This is a genomic window from Bacillus sp. N6, from assembly GCF_052805735.1.
Window position 1 is genome coordinate 3,610,166 of sequence record NZ_CM127843.1, and the last position, 19,388, is coordinate 3,629,553.

The following is a 19,388-nucleotide window of genomic DNA, read 5'->3' on the forward strand; positions in this document are numbered from 1 at the left end:
AGAAAAAAGCATGATTTCTCATGCCCTTTCTTTAAACCGCAACGAATTTTCATCTTTTAAACTTCGAACAAATCGATAACATTGCATCATCGATATTAAAACGACAGTCATCATAATTACACTAATAATTACAACTGCATATATTGTAATTGGCGCACTATTTACTCCTTGTATCCCTGCGATTTTCATAAAGATAACCGTAAATAATTTTAAAAATAACATCCCATTAACTAATCCAAAAACAAACGCTGCTCCATAAATGAATAATTGCTCCTGACATAATAAACATAGTACTTCTTTTCTTTTTATATTTTCTGCTACATAAGATGTAAACTCCTCTCTCCTCACTAGCAAAAGGGAGTACATCATTTTATATGTAGTAAAAATACATATGAAAATTAGTACAATAAACAGTGTGTAAAAATACATTTGAAATACAAATGCATCCCCTACTTTCAAAATAGCTCCTTCATTAAATTGTAACGATATCATAAAAAACAAAATCATAGTACTCATAGCAATCCACATAAATTGCTTCATCCTTTTGGTAGCAAATGTTCTAATATTTTTTCTCGCTAACCGACATAAAGACATAAAATTCTTCCCCTACCTTATTACATACGCATTCTATACTACTAGTGTATAAAAATATGACATTTTAAACATCGCACTACAATCGGAATTTCTTCTAAGTCTTTAGTCCTATAAAACGAAATGATAAAAAATCACATTTAGAATATAATTGTAAAAAGGAGGAGATTGCATGCGTATAAAATTACTATCAATCTTGTGTTTATTATTACTCACAAGTTGTAGCCAAATAAAAAACAATGAAGTTGCCATTGTTGAGCCATACAAATTAACAAAAGAGCAAGCTTCTATTTTACAAATGACTCCTTTTCAAGAAGGAAATAGCATATTTTATAACGTTACTCTTAAAAATGATAAAGATGAAATAAATGCTACAATTGATTATTATAACAATGGTAAAAAAACAAAAGAAATTGCTAATATAGCTACCTCACATTTTTCAAAAAAGAAAGTAAAGCTTTCTTTTTTACCGCCACATTTCCAATTCGATAAAGATATACAAGAAAAAAGGCAGTGGTATCTGAATATTGAAGGTGGTTCAACACTTGTTCCTGAAGAAGCGCCACCAAGCGTAAATAGCTCTGCAACTACTACAATCCAATCTATAAAAAATTTAAAATACAATCAAAAAACAACCTTAGCTGCTGTAATCCAAAGCAGTAAAAAAACTGTAAGCATTCCTACCATTGATGAAGAAACAGGTATTGATCTACTCTTAAAAGAAAATGAACACGTTTATCTATTTAGTATCGAGCTAAAAAAAGAACAATAAAGCGGAAATGCAACTTAAGTTGCATTTCCGCTTTATTGTTTAATAAGGTGTACTTTTATGGATTTGAATTAAATCCATATTCTGTTACTACTATTGCTCATCTTCTACTTCTATTCTTTTCTTCTCTCTTGCAATTTTTAAAAACTCTAGCAGCTCTGGATTACTATTCATTTTTTTGTAAGCCACTGACATTTCTGCAACAAAATTAGAATCATATAACTCTTTATATACAACTTCTGTTTTATATAACTTATTTGCCGACACGGGTATTACTGTAATTCCAATCCCTGCTGCTACAAGCCCCATAACTGTTTGATACTCTGTTGCTTCTTGTACAATACGCGGACTAAATCCAACTTCTCTGCAAAGAGATAAAATTGTATCATACAAAGCTGGCCATACTGGTCTCGTAATAAATACAAACGGCTCATCTCGTAAATCTTCTATATGTATTTCATCTTTCTCTGCAAGTGGATGTGCCTTTGGTAAACATAAGGTGCAAGATAACCTTTGAATTGGCTCTAATTCTAATAATTGTGTTGGAATTGGTGGACGTAAAAAGCCAATATCGATACGGTTATCATGAAGTGCATGAACTTGATCTGGTGTTGACAATTCATGTAATGCAACAGACACTCTCGGAAATTTTTTTCTATATTCCCTAACAATTGATGGTAAAATATCATATATCGCCGCACCTACAAAACCAATTGAAAGTGATCCTACTTCTCCCCTTTGCGCACTTTGTGCAACTTCTACTGCTTTTTCAATTTGTTCAAACGCCTTTTTTACTTCTTTTAAAAACATTTCTCCTGCTTCTGTTAGTTCAACCTTTCTTTTCGTTCTTGAAAATAATGTAACTCCCATTTCTTTTTCTAATTGCTGTATTTGTTGACTAAGTGGTGGTTGTGTCATTTGTAAACGAGCAGCCGCCCGTCCAAAGTGTAACTCTTCTGCCACAACAACAAAATATTGCAAATGCCGTAATTCCATTTTTGGACACCCTTTTCACTTTCGATTAATATGTCTAATATATTAATAACATATAATTTATATATTAGACAAATATTTTGAATGAACGTATAGTAGAAATTGTTAATTCTTTTTTACAATTTTTATGTAAAAAAAGAAAGAGGTGGTTACTGTATGAAATGGTGGAAGTTAAGCGGACAAATTTTATTACTATTTTGTTTCGCTTGGACAGGTGAATGGATTGCAAAACAGGCACACCTCCCAGTTCCAGGAAGTATAATCGGTATTTTTTTATTATTAATTTCATTAAAATTTAACCTAGTTAAAAAAGAATGGATACAGGACGGAGCAGATTTTTTATTAAAAGAACTTATTTTATTTTTCATCCCTTCTGCAGTCGCTGTCATACGTTACAGAGATACACTAACACAATATGGAATCGATCTCATTTTAATTATTATGATTAGCACTCTTTGCGTTACCTTAGTTACAGGACTTTTAACAGAATTGCTACTAAAGCGGAAAGGATCAACGCAATGATCGGATTTCTTTGTTTACTATTAACACTATTCACATATTGGCTATCAAAAAAAATGTATCAACGATGGAATTGGAGTCTACTTTCTCCTCTTCTCGTCTGTCCCATTATTTTAATTGCTTTATTGCTCGGATTAGATACACCTTATGAAACATATGAATCTGGTGGTCACTGGTTAACTGAATTATTAAAACCCGCAACAGTTGCTTTTGCATGGCCAATCTATAAATACTTTGATTTATTAAAGAAACATGGAATGGCTATCTTACTTAATGTCATTGTCGGTTCGTTTTTATCAGTCATTACTTCAGCACTACTAGCAAATTATTTTCAAATTGATTCATCACTAGAACATAGTTTAGCGCCACATATCGTAACAACACCAATCGCAATGGCTATTTCAGAAATGATTGGTGGTATGTCACAATTAACTGCTGTATTTGTCGTTTTAACTGCCTTAACAGGAGCATTGCTCGGTCCTTCTCTCATACGTATTTGCCGTATTAAAACAGCAATCGCAAAAGGTATTATGTTAGGAACGAGCGCAAATGGAACCGGTACATCAAAAGCATTCGAAATCGGTCCTGTGGAAGGAACAATTGCAAGTTTATCCATGCTTTTAACAGCAGGCGCTAGTTTAGTTATCGTTCCGCTTTTCTTGTCTTGGATACATTAAAGAAGCAAGTATTTACATACTTGCTTCTTTATTTATATATTGGTACAGCAATTCATAATCCTCTGGAAAAGCTAAACACAATTGTTCAACTTCATGTATCCCTTTCCAAGCAATTTCATGTATTAACTCATCAGGATCTTGTATTTTCATATTACCGCCTATTTGTTTAACAAAATAATAATGGACATACACTGGAACACCGTATGTAATACCCTCTTTTTCATATATTTTATTTACAACTTCCACATTGTAACCTGTTTCTTCCCAAACTTCCCTGATACAACATTCTTCTAGTGTCTCTCCCTTTTCAAGTCCTCCACTTGGGACAGACCACCTTTTTTCTTCTCCCTCTTTTCCCTGCAGTACCATTAAAACTTCATTTTTTTCATTTACACATACCGCTGCACTACCTATCCATCTCTCCATAAACATCCCTCCCCTACTAAAATTCGCCTTCTTTATTATTTTCCCCTTGAAAAAAAGAGGAAAATAATAAAACAATGACGAAAAGTTACATCAACTTCATAGACAATCCCTTCTTAGAAGTTAAAAATGGAAGGATGAAAATATGATTTCTAATTATGTTGTGGAATGTGTCTTTTGTGAAGAAAATCGAAAACCTCGCCAAGCTATTGTCACAGTTCCCGCCACTACTCAGCTACTAGCCCTTGAAAAAGTGCGCGCGGAATGCAAACGTCGCTTCGGAAAAACTGTATTATTGCAAACAGAAATTAAAGAAGAAATAATTTTCGAACAAAAAGAAAGCTGACCATAAATTGGGCAGCTTTCATATCCGATCATATTTTCACATGAAGATTAGGGGCATCCTCTTTAAGGATCGGGATTTTCCCATTATGTACGTTCCATAATGGTCATCGAACAATATATTTCTATGCAATTAACTATTGAATAGAATAGGGCAAAACTTGTTCGCATTTTTAGAAAAGGGATAGGGATATAATTCAAGTAGTACTTCGAATACTCGAACTTTACACTCATAATATTAAAACAAATCCTTTTATATGGGAAATATGAATTACCTATATAATTCATTCGTAAAATATATTAATAGTTTGCTATATTAATTTTATCCCGCTATTTGTAAGCAGTAACCCCCTACTGATTATAATTTCACTTTATTCCATCAATAGCATACACCCAGCTAAAACCGGTGTCATAATCATCGAAAACCTCAAAAGCGTTCGCGGTGCATAATTTGTAAACTTCGCGCCAATGTATGCCCCTAACATGGTCCCAATCAATACTTGCAATAACAATATATAATCTAAATATCCTTCCGAACTATATCCTATCCCGCCTCCAATTGCAATCGGTAATATAACAAGCATTGTTGTCCCTACAGATTGCTGAATCGTAAGTCCCAATAGAACCATTAATCCAAGTTGAATAAACGGTGCAGAACCAATCCCAAATGAACCAGCCATCATTCCAGTAACTAATCCAAGGCATACACATTTCAACAAGTAGTTCACGGAAAACTCTTTATGTTTATATAAAGACGACTTTTCTTTGTTTTGGAACATAATTAATTTAATAAACATAAAAATTGCCGATAAAAATAACATCCCAGCTGTAAACCAATGAAGAAGATGTGCTGGTATAAGTGAACCAAATTTAGAACCAATATAAGAGCCAATTGCGCCAAATCCCCCAACAATCCCACCTATAATAAGTGCAACATTGCCTTCACGGTAATGACTTACAACACCTGATAATGTCGTAAATGCCATTGCAGTTAAAGATGTTGCAAGAGCAACATGAATAGGAATTTGGAATACTAAAGTGAGTATCGCGATAATAAACCCAGCTCCTCCCGCTCCAACAAATCCTAATAAAATACCCATTACTAACATTGTTATAATTATTGCCACAGACTTTCCCTCCAGTAACACAATTATCCATCATATTTATGCTTACATACAAATAAAAAGCATCCTAGATGGATGCTTTTTATTTCAATGATATGTACTTAATCTTGATTAATCAAAATAACTGCTGGACCAGCGACCACCACTCCAGCTACTTCTATCTTTTCAAATTCCTTTACTGTAATAGAGATAACTCCTTCTCTTTCCATCAATTCTTTACTCAGGACATCAGTCGGGATTGCTTTCACCGTCTTACCTCCTTTTCATTTATACAATACGATAAAGTGAAACTTTAATGAGTGGGGTTTTTGTCCGTACTTATTAATTATTACCCCTCACCAATCGGACTAATAATCACCCAATGCATCTATATATATGCATCACCTCCGCTTTCATTCCTTATTCCACTCAAAAACCTTCTCCCCCTTCCGTGACATATTGAAAAATAAAAAAGAAGCTATAACATATAGCTTCCCTCTACGTTTCTTTAATCTTTATGCACCGTATATTCCATGACTTTTCCATCTCTATCAAATTGGAAAACAAGCTGTTCGCTATCTATTGGAATAAAGCCACGTTCAGTCCCAAGATAATACAAAGTGGTAACTCCTTCTTCCCCACTTCTCGTTTCCGTTGGAGCTCCTAACAATTGGATAATTTCTTCATTTGATTTCCCTATTAATTTATATTTTTGTAATAGATCATCTACCATATGTACCCGCTTATCTGCATGATTTAACCATCTATTTTGATTAAACTTTGATGTATATTCATTTACACTTAGTTGTACAGTGCACACTATTAATGGTATGAGTGCTACTATTAAAACCCCCAACATTTGCTTCTTTTCTTCATTACGATTTTTAGAAACATATAAAATAGCCCTTTGAATCATGACTAATAAAACAAATGGTATGAATACTACAAAAATGCTCCTTACACTTAAGGGTATATGGACCATATCAATGACGAATATAAATACAATGTACATTACTATATACAAACAAAAATATACATACAAAATGCCACGTAGCATAGCGTTCAGAAAGATCTCCCCTTTTAACTCACTATATAATTCATCCGGCTAATCATTTCTCGAATCTGTTCTAATTCTTGCACTGTATATACTACTTTCCCTGCTAAGATTTCATTTCTGAAGAACGTTACAATTTGCTCCCGATCTTTTAATCTAGGTGTTTCCTCACTAGAAAGATCTATTATTTCTTTTCCATTTTCATTATAAAAATATACAACTGGTTTTACCTTTTCTTTTATACTATTAGCCTGCATTTCTTTCAAACAATTGTATAAAATTTGAGATAGTTTCTTCGCCTTATATACTGGATTTCCTTCATTTTTCACTTGTATAGTTGACGAATCTTTACCTACTATATATTCAAATGTCTCTTCTTTTTCAACTTCTTGTTGATACTTACCCATTTCATCAATCATAAATGAATATATACCAGCATTTTCTTTCGTTAAACCATGAATTAATTTCTCTTCCCATTCTTTCGTCTCAAGTAGATAAATACCAGTTTTGCACAAGATGAGATGATGGATTCGATTATCGTTTATTTCACTATTATTTTTAATAAAAACATTCGGCATGATTTCAATTTCAGCATCTAATATGATGCCTTGCTCTATGAATCCTCGCTTCATATAATGTAATGTTTCGTACGTATTCATTTCAGCGCCGTTTTTAGTATATTCTCGTAAATTTGCAATTAATTTTTGAAACATATGTATTTCGTTATTATGTTTATTTTGTATTTCACTACGTTCTTTACTATGTTGCATAGCTAATTGATTTTTCATCATACGCATATTTTCAATTTCTCTATTTGCACTTACTTGTAAATCATTGTATTTTTTCTGTTCCATATTTTTTAAATTATTTTGTTGTTCTTTATGCTCTATCACCGTAGCTGCAATTTCGTTTTCATACGTTTCAATTGCTTGTTTCTTTTCAAATTCTACTTGCTGACTCTCTGATTCTAACTGTTTATTTTTATAAAACAGCACAAATACTACAGCTAATAATATTAAAACCGCACCTATTAGCACATAATTCATATTTTTACCCCTTTATTTCATTTTCTATTATTTTTTTAAAATATATCTACTATAGTATACTATGGTTTCGATATAGACTTTGTAAAAGTTGTATATTTTTAATAAAGTGAAACTTTAATCAGTGGGGGTTTTGTTCCTTCCCCACTGATTATTAGTTGAACCAATCGGGCGTTTACTGGCAATTGATCCCCCCTAACTTCTTTGCTTCCGCTGAATTTTGAGGTGGGAGTCTTACCGCCAGTTAATGCGGGATAAAAGGCACCTCTGACGGGGCACCTTTTATTTTCACTCTATTGTACACCATACTGAATATAACTTGGATCGTAGTATATCCATTGATTTGTCCCTAAGCAAAGCCATCCATCTTGCTTACTCCATACTCGATACGATTCACCATGATGTAACTGTCTTATAACATTTCCTTTTAATGATGGAGCGTCACGTAAATTTACATTATCACCAGTAATAGTCGTCACATAATGTTTATACTGAATATAACTCGGATCATTATATACCCACTGATTTGTCCCTAAACAAAGCCATCCATCTTGTTCTCCCCAAACTTCATATGTTTCGCCACGATTCAATTGGCGAATTACACTAGACTGCAAAGATGGTCCACTTCTCAAATTCACATTATCTCCATTAATTATAGCAACCCCGTACACTGGAGTTGCATTATTAGGCGGAGAAACATTCCCTCCACCACTTGCTCCATTCCCTTGTAAAGCTTCTAGTGAAACTGCAGCTGATACATCACAATTTCCTACACCTGAAATTTGTCCAGAATCTGTGTACTGCCATGCTGTCCACGCTGTCCATCCACCAGCATCAGCAGGCGGTGTACTCGAGTATTTAGCAATCCAAAGTGGAATATCACTTAATCCGCTAATTCCGAACTCATTAATATACCAAACTCCTGTATATAACATTACATCTTTTCCAGTAGCCTGTTTCACATAATTTATGAAGCTTCTTGCCCAATTCGATATAGCGCTACCAGTTAAATTACTATTACTCGGATCTTTTGGTGATTCTAAATCCAGAACTGGCATTAAGTCTGTCTGGTTACTTTGTAATATACTCACAAAATATTTCGCCTCTGAAATTGCATCATTTTGTTCTGGACGTGCAAAATGGTATGCACCAATTAATACATTCGCACTTCGGGCTGCTTGTACATTTTTAGTAAAAGTAGGATCAATGTAATTTACACCTTCTGTCGCTTTTGCATACGCTGCTGGAATTCCAGATGCCTTCACTGCATTCCAATCAATATTCCCTTCCCAATGAGACACATCAATAAACGTAACATTTGAACTCGATCTGTTTTGCATATAAAATCTCCTATCAATTTTTTTACTTCGTATACATACAATATGTACAAGTTTCATAAGAGGACACGACATTTATGCTATAGAAACAAAGAGTAAATATATTTTGTATACAAAATAAAAAAGACCTTGTATTTACAAGGCCTTTTGCAAACTCCCTTTATTTTGTAACAAGTACATATTATAATACAAACCTTGCTCACTTAGTAATTCTTGATGTGTTCCTCTTTCTACTATCTCTCCATCATGCATCACAAAAATTTGATCTGCATCTTGAATTGTAGATAACCTATGCGCAATGGCTATCGTCGTTCTACCTTTTCGCATTTGTTGCAACGCTGTTTGAATAGCCTCTTCTGTTTCTGTATCGATATTAGCTGTTGCTTCATCTAATACTAATACTTTCGGATTCGTTGCTATCGTTCTAGCAAAAGCAATTAATTGTCGTTGACCGCTTGAAAATGCTGCACCTCTTTCTACTACTTCTGTTTCATACTGCTCTGGTAACTTTTCAATAAACGTATTCGCTTGCACAAATCGAGCAGCTTCTTTTACTTCTTCATCCGTAATTTCTTCATTATACATACGAATATTTTGCTTTACATTTCCAGCAAATAAAAATGCATCTTGCAATACGAGTCCTATTTTCTTTCTAATTTCTCGTTCTTCAAATTTTTCTAAATCTACACCGTCTATTACAATATTTCCTGACTTAAGATTATAAAATCGCATTAACAAATTCATAATCGTACTTTTTCCGCTACCAGTATGCCCAACAAAAGCAACCGTTTGCCCTTGTTTCACGTGAAATGATACATTTTTTAAAACGTCACGCTTTCCATCATACGAAAAAGTAACATTTTTAAATTCAATATCTCCATCCACAACTTGAGGATTCTCATTGCCTTTTTGAACCGGTGCTAAATCTTTCTCGTCCATTAAATGAAATACACGTGATGACGAAACAAGTGCCTGTTGGAAAAAGGACAATTTCATCATCATCTCATTTACAGGTTGGAAGAAACGATGTATATAGTTAACAAAAGCATATAAAACTCCTACTTCAACAGGGCTCTTTAAAGCATCAATCCCAAATAAACCTAGTACTAAAGCAATAGCTACAATATGTACTAAATCCGTAGCTGGTCGTAAAAGTAATGCGTCTAACTTCAATGTACGTCGCCCTGCACTATAATGTTTATTATTCACTTCTTCAAACTCTTTTCTCATACGTTTTTCTTGTCTGAACACTTGAACAATATTCATTCCTTGTATGGACTCGTTCAATTTTGCATTTAACACGCTTAGTTGATTACGTACTTCTAAATAAAAAGCTGCACTTTTCCGGCGATATAATACCATAATCGCGAACATTATCGGAATTAATACGAGAGAAAATAACGCTAATTTTACATCTAATAAAAACATCGCTATTAAAATACCTACTAAAAAGACTACATTTTTCACAAATGTTGATAATACACTGACATAAAAATCTTTAATCGCTTCCGTATCATTCGTTATACGAGATACGAGCGTACCAATTGGCGTACGATCAAAGAAACTTAATGATAGCTTTTGAACATGTTCATATACTTCAACTCGCATATCTTGAACAATCTTAAAAGCAATGTTCTGAAAGTACAATAGATTTAAATACGTAAATAATACTTTTAATAAATGAGCAACTATGTAAATTACAAATAAAGTAACGAGTGCTGATCGTTCAAAATCCCGCGGTACTAGGTGTTCATCGAGGAATTGTTTAATTAAAAAAGGCCCCATCATTTCCGTTACTGTCGCACCAACTAAAAAGATAAATGCTAAAGATAGCAACCCTTTATATGGCTTCATATAAGAAAGCAATCTACTTAAATCACTTCGCTTCTTCTCTACCATCATACGCCTCCTTTCTCAACTAAAGCTTCTAATTGCTGACTTTCATACATTTCTTTATACCAGCCGTTTTCCTTCATTAATTCCTCATGTGTACCTCTTTGTACAATTCTACCTTCATCAACAACAAGAATAAGATTGGCATGCTGAATTGCACTTAATCGGTGTGCAGTAATAATCGTCGTTTTCCCTGCTCTTTCCCTCTTTAAGGCACTTAAAATTGTCTCTTCTGTTTTTGCATCTACCGCTGATAAACAATCATCCAAAATTAAAATTTCAGCATTTGTTAATAAAGCACGAGCAATAGAGATTCGCTGTTTTTGACCACCAGATAACGAAACGCCTCTTTCCCCTACTACTGTTTCATATCCTTCTGAAAATTGGAGGATATCATTATGAATACAAGCAATATCTGCAGCTTGGGTAATTTCATTATATGTAGCATCCGCCTTTCCAAAGGCGATATTCTCACCAATACTTGCTGAAAATAAAAAATGATCTTGTGGCACATATGAAATAGCAGAACGGACACCATGAAGTGTTAAATCTCGAATATCTCGCTCCCCAACTTTTAATTCACCATTAAAATGATCATACTCACGGATTAAACATTTTAATAAAGTCGTTTTCCCTGCACCTGTACGTCCTACAACTCCTAGCGTTTCGCCCTTCTTCAAATCAAAGTGAATATCGTTTAAATGTAACAGTTCATTTTTCTTATACGAAAATGAATCAACGGCAAACGAAACATTACCGCTCGCTATCGTATGTACAGCATTTTCTCTATTTACTACATCTGATTTTTGTGAAAGAATTTTTTCTACACGGTCATATGAAGCACGCCCACGCTCCATAATATTGAACAACCATCCAAACGCTAACATTGGCCAAACGAGGGTACCTAAATATGTCGTAAATGTAACGAGATCACCTACTGTTAATTCACCTCTTACAACTAATACCGATCCGTAACATACTGCAATTAAAAAAGAAAATCCAACGATAAGAGCGATTGTCGGATCAAATAACGAATCAATACGTGCAACTAACACATTTTTATGCACAACATCTTCTGATTTTTTTCGAAACGCCTGCAAATCTTCTTTCTCTTGTCCAAGCGATCGAATCACTTTCATTCCACTCATACTCTCTTGCACTTTATCATTAATTTCCGAAAACGATTGCTGTGCTTTATGAAACCTTTTATGTAATAACGTTCCATAATAATTTGTCGAAATGGCTACAATCGGCATCGGAATTAAACTTAACAATGTTAACTTCCAACTAATTGTAAAACCCATCGCTACGAGTACACATCCCCCAACAGCTAATGAATCAACAAGCGTTAAAACACCCGCTCCAGCAGTTTGCTGGATTGCTTGAATATCATTGGTCGCATGTGCCATTAAATCACCTGTTCGATTTGACTGATAGAAAGATGGACTCATCTTTGTAAAATGTTCATATAAATTTTTTCGTAATTGGCGAGCTAATTTTAACGAAGACCCGAAAATCATAATACGCCATATGTAACGTAATATGTACATCGTAATACCTACAATTACTAATAGTACAACCCAATTTAGTAACTTATTGGTCGTCAATGTTCCATCATTAATTTCATCTACAACGATTCCAATTACTTTTGGTGCTACAAGTTCTAAAAGTGCAACGCCAAATAATAAAATAATTCCGGTTATGTATGCTCGTTTTTCTTGTTTAAAAAACCACGCTAAATTCATAAACACTTTCATTTTTTTCCTCCTCCCTTAAAATGAGCGATGTTTTCAGTTTATCAAAAATACAGAATTTTTAAAAGTTTTAAAAACTGTAACTAACAAAAAGAAAGACACTCTTAGCGAGTGTCTTTTAGCGCTTATTTCATTTGTTGCTTGTTCATTGCGCTCATCATTTGATTGATTTTCTTTTGGGAAGGTTTTTGTCCCATTTGCATCATCATCATTTTTAACATTTGTTCGTTAATTGGTGGATTTTTTTGTAAGTAATTCATCATGTATTTGCGGGCAATGAAAAATCCTAACGCCACGCCTGCTACTAGTGCTACTACGCCCACTAGAATACCTAACCAAATTGGCATATATTTTCCTCCTTCATGTTGTCTACCTTACAGTGTACTAAAACCTTTTCAATAAGACAAGATACAATTCGACATTTTTTACACATATGTTCGTACTTGTTTTAGAGGATTCAGCCATCCGTACTTTGTATTTTCATAATCCATAGCTAAAAATGTTAATTCACACTTTCTTAACACCTCAAAGAAAGTCGTTTCCATAGAGACATTTCCAGAGGTATTCATACGAATATAGTGCGGTTTCACCATTATTTCACCGTACTCCACTCCCGTATAAAGTGTATGTGTATGATGTGTTCTATCATATTTACCAAGAACGCGCAAAGCTTGTTCTAATTTATGATGAATTTTCATTACTTGCAATGGTTTTGTTATATACATCATTTGTTTATATAACACTTTTTTCTCCGAAAGGGACCCAGATTCTGAAAATCGAGCAAATAAATCAAAAAACAAATATTCACGACCAAAATAAGATTTCGCAATATCCTCTTGAATTAAATACAATTCATACGTTTTCATTTTTCCCCTCCCAATCTGGACAACCTTTTCTCTTCATTATATATAAGAAAATTTGCAATGATTGTCTGACTGCGGAGAGATAAAAAACTTTTTCTGTCGAAAAAACTCATTTACATAGAAAAATCTCTCCATGCCGGAGAGATTTTTCTGAAATCATTAAAGCATTTCTTTTACTTTACGAACAACGTTCTCTACAGTAAATCCATACTCTTCCATAATCTTCTCACCAGGAGCAGAAGCACCGAATGTATCGATACCTAACACATCTCCTTCAAGACCTACGTAACGGTGCCATCCGAATGTAGCACCCATTTCGATTGCGAAACGTTTTGTTACTGCTTTTGGTAATACAGATTCTTTGTACTCTGCAGTTTGAGCTTCAAAACGATCCATAGATGGCATGCTGACAACAGCTGCGTCAACACCGTCTGCTGCTAATGCTTTTTGAGCTTCAACAGCTAGGCTTACTTCAGATCCAGTTGCAAGTAAGATAACATCAGCCGTTTCTTTCTTGCTTGCAGAAACTACATATGCACCTTTTGCTACTTTTTCATACGTATCATCTTTTGCACCTTCTAATGTTGGAAGGTCTTGACGAGTTAATACTAAAGCAGTTGGTTTGTTTGTAGATTCTAAAGCCAGTCTCCAAGCTGCAACAGATTCGTTACCATCAGCTGGACGGATAACAGAAACGTTCGGCATTGCACGAAGCGCTGCTAATTGCTCGACTGGTTCATGTGTTGGACCATCTTCACCAACAGCGATACTGTCATGTGTGAATACATACGTTACTGGCAATTGCATTAATGCTGCAAGGCGAATTGCTGGACGTAAGTAATCAGAGAATACGAAGAACGTACCACCGTAAGTTTTTAAACCGCCATGTAATGCAATACCGTTCATTGCTGCACCCATTGCGAACTCACGTACACCGTACCAAATGTTTTTACCGCTGTAATCATCTCTTGTAAAGTCTTTTTCGTTATTCATGTATGTTTTGTTAGAACCAGCAAGGTCAGCAGATCCACCGAAGAATGATGGTACAGACTCTGCAATTGCATTAATTACAGCACCAGAAGAATTACGAGTTGCTGCTTTTGATCCTAATTCATAAGTTGGTAAGTTTCGCTCCCAACCTTCTGGAAGTTGACCGTTCATTGCTGCTTGGAATTCGTTTGCTAATTCTGGGTATGCTTGTGCATATTCACCTAGCATAGTGTTCCACTCAGCTTGCGTAGTTTCACCAACATCTTGTACTGTTTTACGGAAGTTGTCGTATACCTCTTCTGCTACGTGGAAATCTTGCTCAGCAGTCCAAGCATATGCTTCTTTCGTTAATTTTGTTTCTTCTACACCAAGTGGAGAACCATGTGAAGCTGATTTTCCTGATTTGTTTGGAGAACCGAAACCAATTGTCGTTCTTACTTCAATTAGCGTTGGGCGTTTTTCGTCAGCTTTCGCTTCTTCAATTGCTTTCGCGATTGCTTCAATATCGTTTCCATCCTCAACACGGATTACTTGCCATCCGTATGCTTTGTAACGATCTTCTACACTTTCAGAGAATGAACGATTTAAATCGCCATCTAATGAAATATCGTTTGAATCATAAAGCACAACAAGGCGACCTAATTGTAAATGAGCAGCTAATGAAGATGCTTCAGCAGAAACGCCTTCCATTAAATCTCCATCACCACAAATAGCGTATGTATAATGATCTACTACATTATACGCATCACGGTTATATTTAGCAGCTAAATGTCTTTCAGCCATTGCCATACCTACAGCAGTTGCAATACCTTGTCCAAGTGGACCAGTCGTTGCATCTACACCAGCTGTATGACCGTACTCAGGATGTCCTGGAGTTTTGCTTCCCCATTGACGGAAGTTCTTTAAGTCATCCATTGTTACATCATAACCAGATAAGTGAAGTAGGCTGTATAATAACATTGAACCATGACCTGCAGATAATACGAAACGATCACGGTTAAACCACGTTGGGTTATTTGGATTGTGTTTCATAAATTGAGTCCATAATGTATAAGCCATTGGTGCTGCACCCATTGGCATTCCTGGGTGACCAGAGTTTGCTTTTTCAATCGCATCGATGGATAATGTGCGAATCGTGTTGATAGAAAGTTGTTCGATTGAATGTGACATGCTATTCTTCCCTTCGCTTATATTAGTAAACGTTTTATACATTTATATGATAGCTTCCCACGCAAGATTATACAACATGTATCGACAAATATGTTGATATTTTTTTGATTTTTTATAAAAAAATCAATGTTTCCGGGAATGTATAGGCATTCAATATGACATACTTTTTCATTATTTTTATTTTAGAAAGAAAGAGAATTATCTGTATATTTATACGATTTTCTTCTATTCTTACTTTTTTAAATACGTTTTTAAAAACATAAAAAAGCATCTAACTTCGATGCTTTTCAAATAAGTTAAACAATCCGTTTCCGAATCGAACTTGAAATCAAATCAATTATAATTACCATTAAAATAATACCTAATAAAATAATCCCAACACGAGACCAATTCCGTGAACTCAGCGCAAAAATTAAAGGTGTACCAATCCCTCCCGCTCCAATAACCCCTAAAATCGCAGCGGATCGTACATTAATTTCAAATCTGTATAACGTATACGATAGAAAATCTGGTAACACTTGTGGTAACACTGCATACCAAAGTATTTGAAAACGGTTTGCTCCTGTTGCTAGCAACGCTTCCGTCGGTCCTTTATCTATGTTTTCAATTCCTTCTGAATATAGTTTCCCTAACATTCCAATAGAATGTAATCCTAAAGCTAATACTCCTGCAAAAGAGCCTGGACCAACAGCTTTTATAAATAAAAGAGCCATAACTAATTCAGGAAACGTACGAACAAAACTAAGTACAAATTTCCCAGATCCTGAAGTTAATTTTCCACTACTCATATTCGTTGCCGCCCAAAAGGCAAACGGAACAGATAAAAATGCAGAAATAAATGTACCTAATATCGCAATTGCCAACGTATCAATTAATCCATGCAATAAATCTTCACCATCTGGCAAAGATACATACGACCAGTCTGGATTTAATATCCCTGTCATAATTGCTTTCGTGATTTCACCTGCTGTGTCCTTTATCCCTTCTAATGGTACTCCTGAAAAGGCCCATACATATACAACTGTAAGTGCTATTAAAATAATCCAGCGATATATACTCGGTTTCTTCGGTTTTGGCACAATCATCGTCGTTCTATTCATTATAGTTTCTCCCGCAACAATGTACTAATGTAGTCAATTAACAAAACAACAATAAGGGTATAGATAATTATAGAAGCAGTTTGTTGATATTGTAAAAATCCAAGTGTACGATCATAATATAGTCCAATACCACCTGCTCCTACTAAACCTAGGACAGCCGCTGCACGTACATTCACCTCAAATGTATATAGTACATAGGAAACAAAGTGTGTTTTTACTTGTGGAATGACTCCATAAACAATCCATTGTACCTTAGTAGCCCCTACAGCTGTCATCGCTTCTAGTGGGCCAGGGTCAATTGATTCAATTGATTCATACAACAATTTCGCTACAAGTCCAATTGAAAAAAAAGTAAGAGCCAAAATACCTGGAAGTGGCCCAATTCCAAAAATCGCTACGAAAATAGCCGCCAATAATAAATCTGGTATTGTTCGTATAAAATTTAAAATCATTCGAGCTAGACTGTATAAAAATGTGTTAGTAAACACATTACTTGCTGCAAACAATGCAAGTGGAATAGCTAAAATCGCTCCTAAGGTCGTCCCGATAATCGCCATACGTATTGTATCTAACATCGCTGTTGTAATAACTTGAAAATAACTCCAATCAGGTGGCACCATTTCTTTCAATAGATCTACCATATTTGGAAAACCGTCTACCAGTTTTGAAAATGATGCATCTACTTGTACACTACTACTCCACAGCATTAAAATAACTAAAATAAACGTTAACATATGTTTCAAATTACTCGGTGGCTTCGGTATTTCATTTGAATATATCGTCACGTCTTTCATTTTACTGCCACCTCTAATAATTCGCTTTTCTGAGCAACGTCCCCATAAATTTCAGCAAATTTTTCATCCGTCGCTTCTTCTACTAAACCGTCAAAAACAATTTCTCCTGCATGTAATCCGATAATGCGTGTCGCATATTGTCTAGCCAAATCAATAGAATGTAAATTTACAATTGTCGTGATTCCAAAATCTTCATTAATTTTTTTCAAATCATCTAGCACTTGCTTTGTCGTAAGTGGATCTAACGATGCAACAGGCTCATCTGCCAATATGATTTTTGCTTCTTGTGCCAATGCTCTAGCTATCGATACACGTTGCTGTTGTCCTCCTGATAATTCATCAGCACGTGCATATGCTTTTTCTAAAATATTCACTCTTTTTAATGCTTGAAATGCGAGCTCCACATCTTCTTTCGGAAACAAACCTAACGTTGTACGTAATGTGGAATGATATCCAACACGACCAGCTAATACATTTTTCAATACTGTTGATCGCTTTACAAGGTTAAAACTTTGGAAGATCATACCGATATCCCGGCGCATACGCCTTAATCCTTTTCCTTTCGCAGAAGTAATAGACTCACCTTCAATAAAGATTTCTCCTTCGGTAATCTCATGAAGACGATTTACGGATCTGAGAAGTGTAGATTTTCCAGCTCCGGATAATCCGACCATTACAATAAACTCACCTTTTTGAATCTTTAAATTTATATTATTCAATCCCTTTGTGCCATTCGGATACATTTTGGAAACATTTCGAAACTCTATCACACATCTTACCTACTTTCAATGTATTATCAATAACTAAAAAACGGCAAACTAACTGAAATCTCACACCTTCCAGCTAGCCGCCATTTCACTATGTATTATTGCGTCTTCACTGTCTTTCCATATTCACGAACAATATCAAATTTACTATCATCAGATTTAATATATCCTTCATGAGAATATACTTCTTTAATGATTTTACGGCCTTCCTCATTTTTTCCAATTTCAATGAAAGCATCTTGTAATTTCTTGCTCCACTCTGCATCTAAATCCGAGCGTACAGAAATTGTATCGTTCGGAATTTTCTCAGTAAATTTCACTATTTTCGTTTGATCAAATATATTCGGATAATCCTTTTTTACAATATTACGAGCATCTTGGAATACAACAGCTGCATCTACATCACCATTTAAAAGAGCAATAAGTGACTGATCATGCCCTTTTAATGTAACAGGTTTCACATCCTTTAGCGGATCAATTCCCTCTTTTAATAGAACAGCTGCAGGCCATACATATCCTGCTGATGATGTTACATCTTGATAACCAATTTTTTTACCTTTTAAATCTTTTACACTATTTATATTAGAGTCTTTTTTAACAACAAACTCAGATTTATAATAATCTACTAAATCTTTTGTAGGAGCTCCTGTTTCATCCTCTACTCCAAAACGTTGTGCTTGCAAAATTACATTTGCAGCCTTCTTTTCATGTGCTAATACGTACGCTGTTGGCGGTAAAAATCCTACATCTACTTGTTTAGATGCCATCGCTTCTACAATTGTATTGTAGTTAGTTGAAATACTAACTTTTACCGGAATATTTAATTTATCGCTTAATAGCTTTTCCAATGGTTTTGCCTTTGCCTCTAACGTATCCGCATTTTGAGAAGGAACAAATTGAACATTTAAGGTCTTTGGTACATAACCTTTTTTCGTATCTTCATTTTTACTTGCACTGGACTCTTTCGTCCCGCAGCCACTTAATAATCCGGCCGCTAGTACAACTGTTGTGCTCATTGCAAAAACTTTTTTCAACATATTAATGCCTCCATTTTTCTTGTTATAAAATAACCTTCCGTAAACATGAAGAAATATATCACATATTTTGATACACAATTGGTTATTTACAGAATCTTTACACATTCTATACATTCACATCAAAATTCACTTCACATATTTGATATGATTAATTGGAAGATAACAATAG

21 protein-coding genes are annotated in these 19,388 nt (G+C 34.7%); 4 read left to right on the plus strand and 17 right to left on the minus strand.

The features are described from left to right. Positions 1-18: 18 nt before the first annotated feature. Entirely contained in the window at positions 19-594 is a 576-nt protein-coding gene (locus ACUXVC_RS18500; RefSeq protein WP_065229209.1) for an ABC transporter permease, read from the minus strand. Between the two features lie 169 nt (positions 595-763). Here ACUXVC_RS18500 and ACUXVC_RS18505 point away from each other — a divergent pair, with 169 nt between their 5' ends. After that, positions 764-1,363: a histidine kinase gene (locus ACUXVC_RS18505; protein WP_089171618.1), complete on the plus strand. Its 600-nt coding sequence runs from the start codon at positions 764-766 to the stop codon at positions 1,361-1,363. A gap of 90 nt (positions 1,364-1,453) precedes the next feature. On the opposite strand, the gene alsR is transcribed toward ACUXVC_RS18505, so the two are convergent. Then, a complete protein-coding gene (gene alsR / locus ACUXVC_RS18510) occupies positions 1,454-2,356 on the minus strand; it encodes an acetoin biosynthesis transcriptional regulator AlsR (RefSeq protein ID WP_000423235.1) in 903 nt (300 codons plus the stop codon). Positions 2,357-2,509: 153 nt separating this feature from the next. On the opposite strand from alsR, the gene ACUXVC_RS18515 reads away from it, so the two are divergent. Together ACUXVC_RS18515 and ACUXVC_RS18520 are read left to right on the plus strand one after the other, a co-directional pair. Next, positions 2,510-2,875: a CidA/LrgA family holin-like protein gene (locus ACUXVC_RS18515; RefSeq protein WP_000872365.1), complete on the plus strand. Its 366-nt coding sequence runs from the start codon at positions 2,510-2,512 to the stop codon at positions 2,873-2,875. Further along, positions 2,872-3,549 carry an LrgB family protein gene (locus ACUXVC_RS18520; protein ID WP_000578965.1) on the plus strand — a complete coding sequence of 226 codons (678 nt, stop codon included), beginning with the start codon at positions 2,872-2,874 and terminating at the stop codon, positions 3,547-3,549. The genes ACUXVC_RS18515 and ACUXVC_RS18520 overlap by 4 nt, the downstream gene beginning before the upstream one ends. 12 nt (positions 3,550-3,561) lie before the next feature. Here the strand turns inward: ACUXVC_RS18520 and ACUXVC_RS18525 are convergent, their stop codons facing one another. After that, on the minus strand, positions 3,562-3,975 hold the full coding sequence (locus ACUXVC_RS18525; protein ID WP_053563807.1) for an NUDIX hydrolase: 414 nt from the start codon (positions 3,973-3,975) through the stop codon (positions 3,562-3,564). Between the two features lie 142 nt (positions 3,976-4,117). Between ACUXVC_RS18525 and ACUXVC_RS18530 the strand changes: the two genes are divergently transcribed. After that, complete coding sequence (locus tag ACUXVC_RS18530; RefSeq protein WP_000625226.1) at positions 4,118-4,318, plus strand: DUF3903 domain-containing protein; 201 nt, start codon at positions 4,118-4,120, stop codon at positions 4,316-4,318. A 367-nt stretch (positions 4,319-4,685) separates the two neighbouring features. Here ACUXVC_RS18530 and ACUXVC_RS18535 read toward each other — a convergent pair whose 3' ends face one another. From ACUXVC_RS18535 to ACUXVC_RS18600, 14 genes are all read right to left on the minus strand, one after another. After that, a complete protein-coding gene (locus ACUXVC_RS18535; RefSeq protein ID WP_000974667.1) occupies positions 4,686-5,441 on the minus strand; it encodes a sulfite exporter TauE/SafE family protein in 756 nt (251 codons plus the stop codon). A gap of 98 nt (positions 5,442-5,539) precedes the next feature. Then, a complete protein-coding gene (locus ACUXVC_RS18540; RefSeq protein ID WP_000644411.1) occupies positions 5,540-5,686 on the minus strand; it encodes a BC1881 family protein in 147 nt (48 codons plus the stop codon). A gap of 239 nt (positions 5,687-5,925) precedes the next feature. Next, on the minus strand, positions 5,926-6,474 hold the full coding sequence (locus ACUXVC_RS18545) for a hypothetical protein (protein ID WP_065484986.1): 549 nt from the start codon (positions 6,472-6,474) through the stop codon (positions 5,926-5,928). Between the two features lie 23 nt (positions 6,475-6,497). Further along, a complete protein-coding gene (locus ACUXVC_RS18550; protein WP_053563805.1) occupies positions 6,498-7,517 on the minus strand; it encodes an NERD domain-containing protein in 1,020 nt (339 codons plus the stop codon). Between the two features lie 290 nt (positions 7,518-7,807). Further along, positions 7,808-8,854, minus strand: coding sequence for a GH25 family lysozyme (locus tag ACUXVC_RS18555; RefSeq protein ID WP_095690363.1), 1,047 nt, complete (start codon positions 8,852-8,854; stop codon positions 7,808-7,810). A 132-nt stretch (positions 8,855-8,986) separates the two neighbouring features. Next, on the minus strand, positions 8,987-10,750 hold the full coding sequence (locus tag ACUXVC_RS18560) for an ABC transporter ATP-binding protein (protein WP_000229518.1): 1,764 nt from the start codon (positions 10,748-10,750) through the stop codon (positions 8,987-8,989). After that, on the minus strand, positions 10,750-12,501 hold the full coding sequence (locus ACUXVC_RS18565; RefSeq protein ID WP_023522787.1) for an ABC transporter ATP-binding protein: 1,752 nt from the start codon (positions 12,499-12,501) through the stop codon (positions 10,750-10,752). The genes ACUXVC_RS18560 and ACUXVC_RS18565 overlap by 1 nt, the downstream gene beginning before the upstream one ends. Before the next feature lie 122 nt (positions 12,502-12,623). After that, complete coding sequence (locus tag ACUXVC_RS18570; protein ID WP_001123317.1) at positions 12,624-12,845, minus strand: YneF family protein; 222 nt, start codon at positions 12,843-12,845, stop codon at positions 12,624-12,626. Between the two features lie 78 nt (positions 12,846-12,923). Further along, a complete protein-coding gene (gene sirA / locus ACUXVC_RS18575) occupies positions 12,924-13,364 on the minus strand; it encodes a sporulation inhibitor of replication protein SirA (RefSeq protein ID WP_095690361.1) in 441 nt (146 codons plus the stop codon). A 156-nt stretch (positions 13,365-13,520) separates the two neighbouring features. Continuing rightward, on the minus strand, positions 13,521-15,521 hold the full coding sequence (tkt, locus tag ACUXVC_RS18580) for a transketolase (protein WP_095690360.1): 2,001 nt from the start codon (positions 15,519-15,521) through the stop codon (positions 13,521-13,523). A 296-nt stretch (positions 15,522-15,817) separates the two neighbouring features. Next, positions 15,818-16,621: a phosphonate ABC transporter, permease protein PhnE gene (gene phnE / locus ACUXVC_RS18585; protein ID WP_001082388.1), complete on the minus strand. Its 804-nt coding sequence runs from the start codon at positions 16,619-16,621 to the stop codon at positions 15,818-15,820. Then, complete coding sequence (gene phnE / locus ACUXVC_RS18590) at positions 16,621-17,415, minus strand: phosphonate ABC transporter, permease protein PhnE (RefSeq protein ID WP_144465637.1); 795 nt, start codon at positions 17,413-17,415, stop codon at positions 16,621-16,623. The genes phnE (ACUXVC_RS18585) and phnE (ACUXVC_RS18590) overlap by 1 nt, the downstream gene beginning before the upstream one ends. Beyond that, positions 17,412-18,185 (minus strand): phosphonate ABC transporter ATP-binding protein, encoded by a 774-nt coding sequence (gene phnC / locus ACUXVC_RS18595; RefSeq protein ID WP_053563801.1) that lies wholly within the window; start codon positions 18,183-18,185, stop codon positions 17,412-17,414. Before phnC ends, phnE (ACUXVC_RS18590) begins: the two co-directional genes overlap by 4 nt. A gap of 95 nt (positions 18,186-18,280) precedes the next feature. Then, complete coding sequence (locus tag ACUXVC_RS18600) at positions 18,281-19,219, minus strand: phosphate/phosphite/phosphonate ABC transporter substrate-binding protein (protein ID WP_000915063.1); 939 nt, start codon at positions 19,217-19,219, stop codon at positions 18,281-18,283. Between the last annotated feature and the right edge of the window lie 169 nt (positions 19,220-19,388).

What these genes read in the sequence shown, in the direction of transcription:
- tkt (WP_095690360.1), bottom strand. Translation starts at nt 15,521, where the DNA reads ATGTCACATTCAATCGAACAACTTTCTATCAACACGATTCGCACATTA.
- phnE (WP_001082388.1), bottom strand. Translation starts at nt 16,621, where the DNA reads ATGAATAGAACGACGATGATTGTGCCAAAACCGAAGAAACCGAGTATA.
- ACUXVC_RS18545 (WP_065484986.1), bottom strand. Translation starts at nt 6,474, where the DNA reads ATGCTACGTGGCATTTTGTATGTATATTTTTGTTTGTATATAGTAATG.
- alsR (WP_000423235.1), bottom strand. Translation starts at nt 2,356, where the DNA reads ATGGAATTACGGCATTTGCAATATTTTGTTGTTGTGGCAGAAGAGTTA.
- ACUXVC_RS18565 (WP_023522787.1), bottom strand. Translation starts at nt 12,501, where the DNA reads ATGAAAGTGTTTATGAATTTAGCGTGGTTTTTTAAACAAGAAAAACGA.
- ACUXVC_RS18515 (WP_000872365.1), top strand. Translation starts at nt 2,510, where the DNA reads ATGAAATGGTGGAAGTTAAGCGGACAAATTTTATTACTATTTTGTTTC.
- ACUXVC_RS18500 (WP_065229209.1), bottom strand. Translation starts at nt 594, where the DNA reads ATGTCTTTATGTCGGTTAGCGAGAAAAAATATTAGAACATTTGCTACC.
- ACUXVC_RS18600 (WP_000915063.1), bottom strand. Translation starts at nt 19,219, where the DNA reads ATGTTGAAAAAAGTTTTTGCAATGAGCACAACAGTTGTACTAGCGGCC.
- ACUXVC_RS18505 (WP_089171618.1), top strand. Translation starts at nt 764, where the DNA reads ATGCGTATAAAATTACTATCAATCTTGTGTTTATTATTACTCACAAGT.
- ACUXVC_RS18560 (WP_000229518.1), bottom strand. Translation starts at nt 10,750, where the DNA reads ATGGTAGAGAAGAAGCGAAGTGATTTAAGTAGATTGCTTTCTTATATG.
- ACUXVC_RS18570 (WP_001123317.1), bottom strand. Translation starts at nt 12,845, where the DNA reads ATGCCAATTTGGTTAGGTATTCTAGTGGGCGTAGTAGCACTAGTAGCA.
- ACUXVC_RS18555 (WP_095690363.1), bottom strand. Translation starts at nt 8,854, where the DNA reads ATGCAAAACAGATCGAGTTCAAATGTTACGTTTATTGATGTGTCTCAT.
- ACUXVC_RS18520 (WP_000578965.1), top strand. Translation starts at nt 2,872, where the DNA reads ATGATCGGATTTCTTTGTTTACTATTAACACTATTCACATATTGGCTA.
- sirA (WP_095690361.1), bottom strand. Translation starts at nt 13,364, where the DNA reads ATGAAAACGTATGAATTGTATTTAATTCAAGAGGATATTGCGAAATCT.
- ACUXVC_RS18550 (WP_053563805.1), bottom strand. Translation starts at nt 7,517, where the DNA reads ATGAATTATGTGCTAATAGGTGCGGTTTTAATATTATTAGCTGTAGTA.
- ACUXVC_RS18530 (WP_000625226.1), top strand. Translation starts at nt 4,118, where the DNA reads ATGATTTCTAATTATGTTGTGGAATGTGTCTTTTGTGAAGAAAATCGA.
- phnE (WP_144465637.1), bottom strand. Translation starts at nt 17,415, where the DNA reads ATGAAAGACGTGACGATATATTCAAATGAAATACCGAAGCCACCGAGT.
- ACUXVC_RS18525 (WP_053563807.1), bottom strand. Translation starts at nt 3,975, where the DNA reads ATGGAGAGATGGATAGGTAGTGCAGCGGTATGTGTAAATGAAAAAAAT.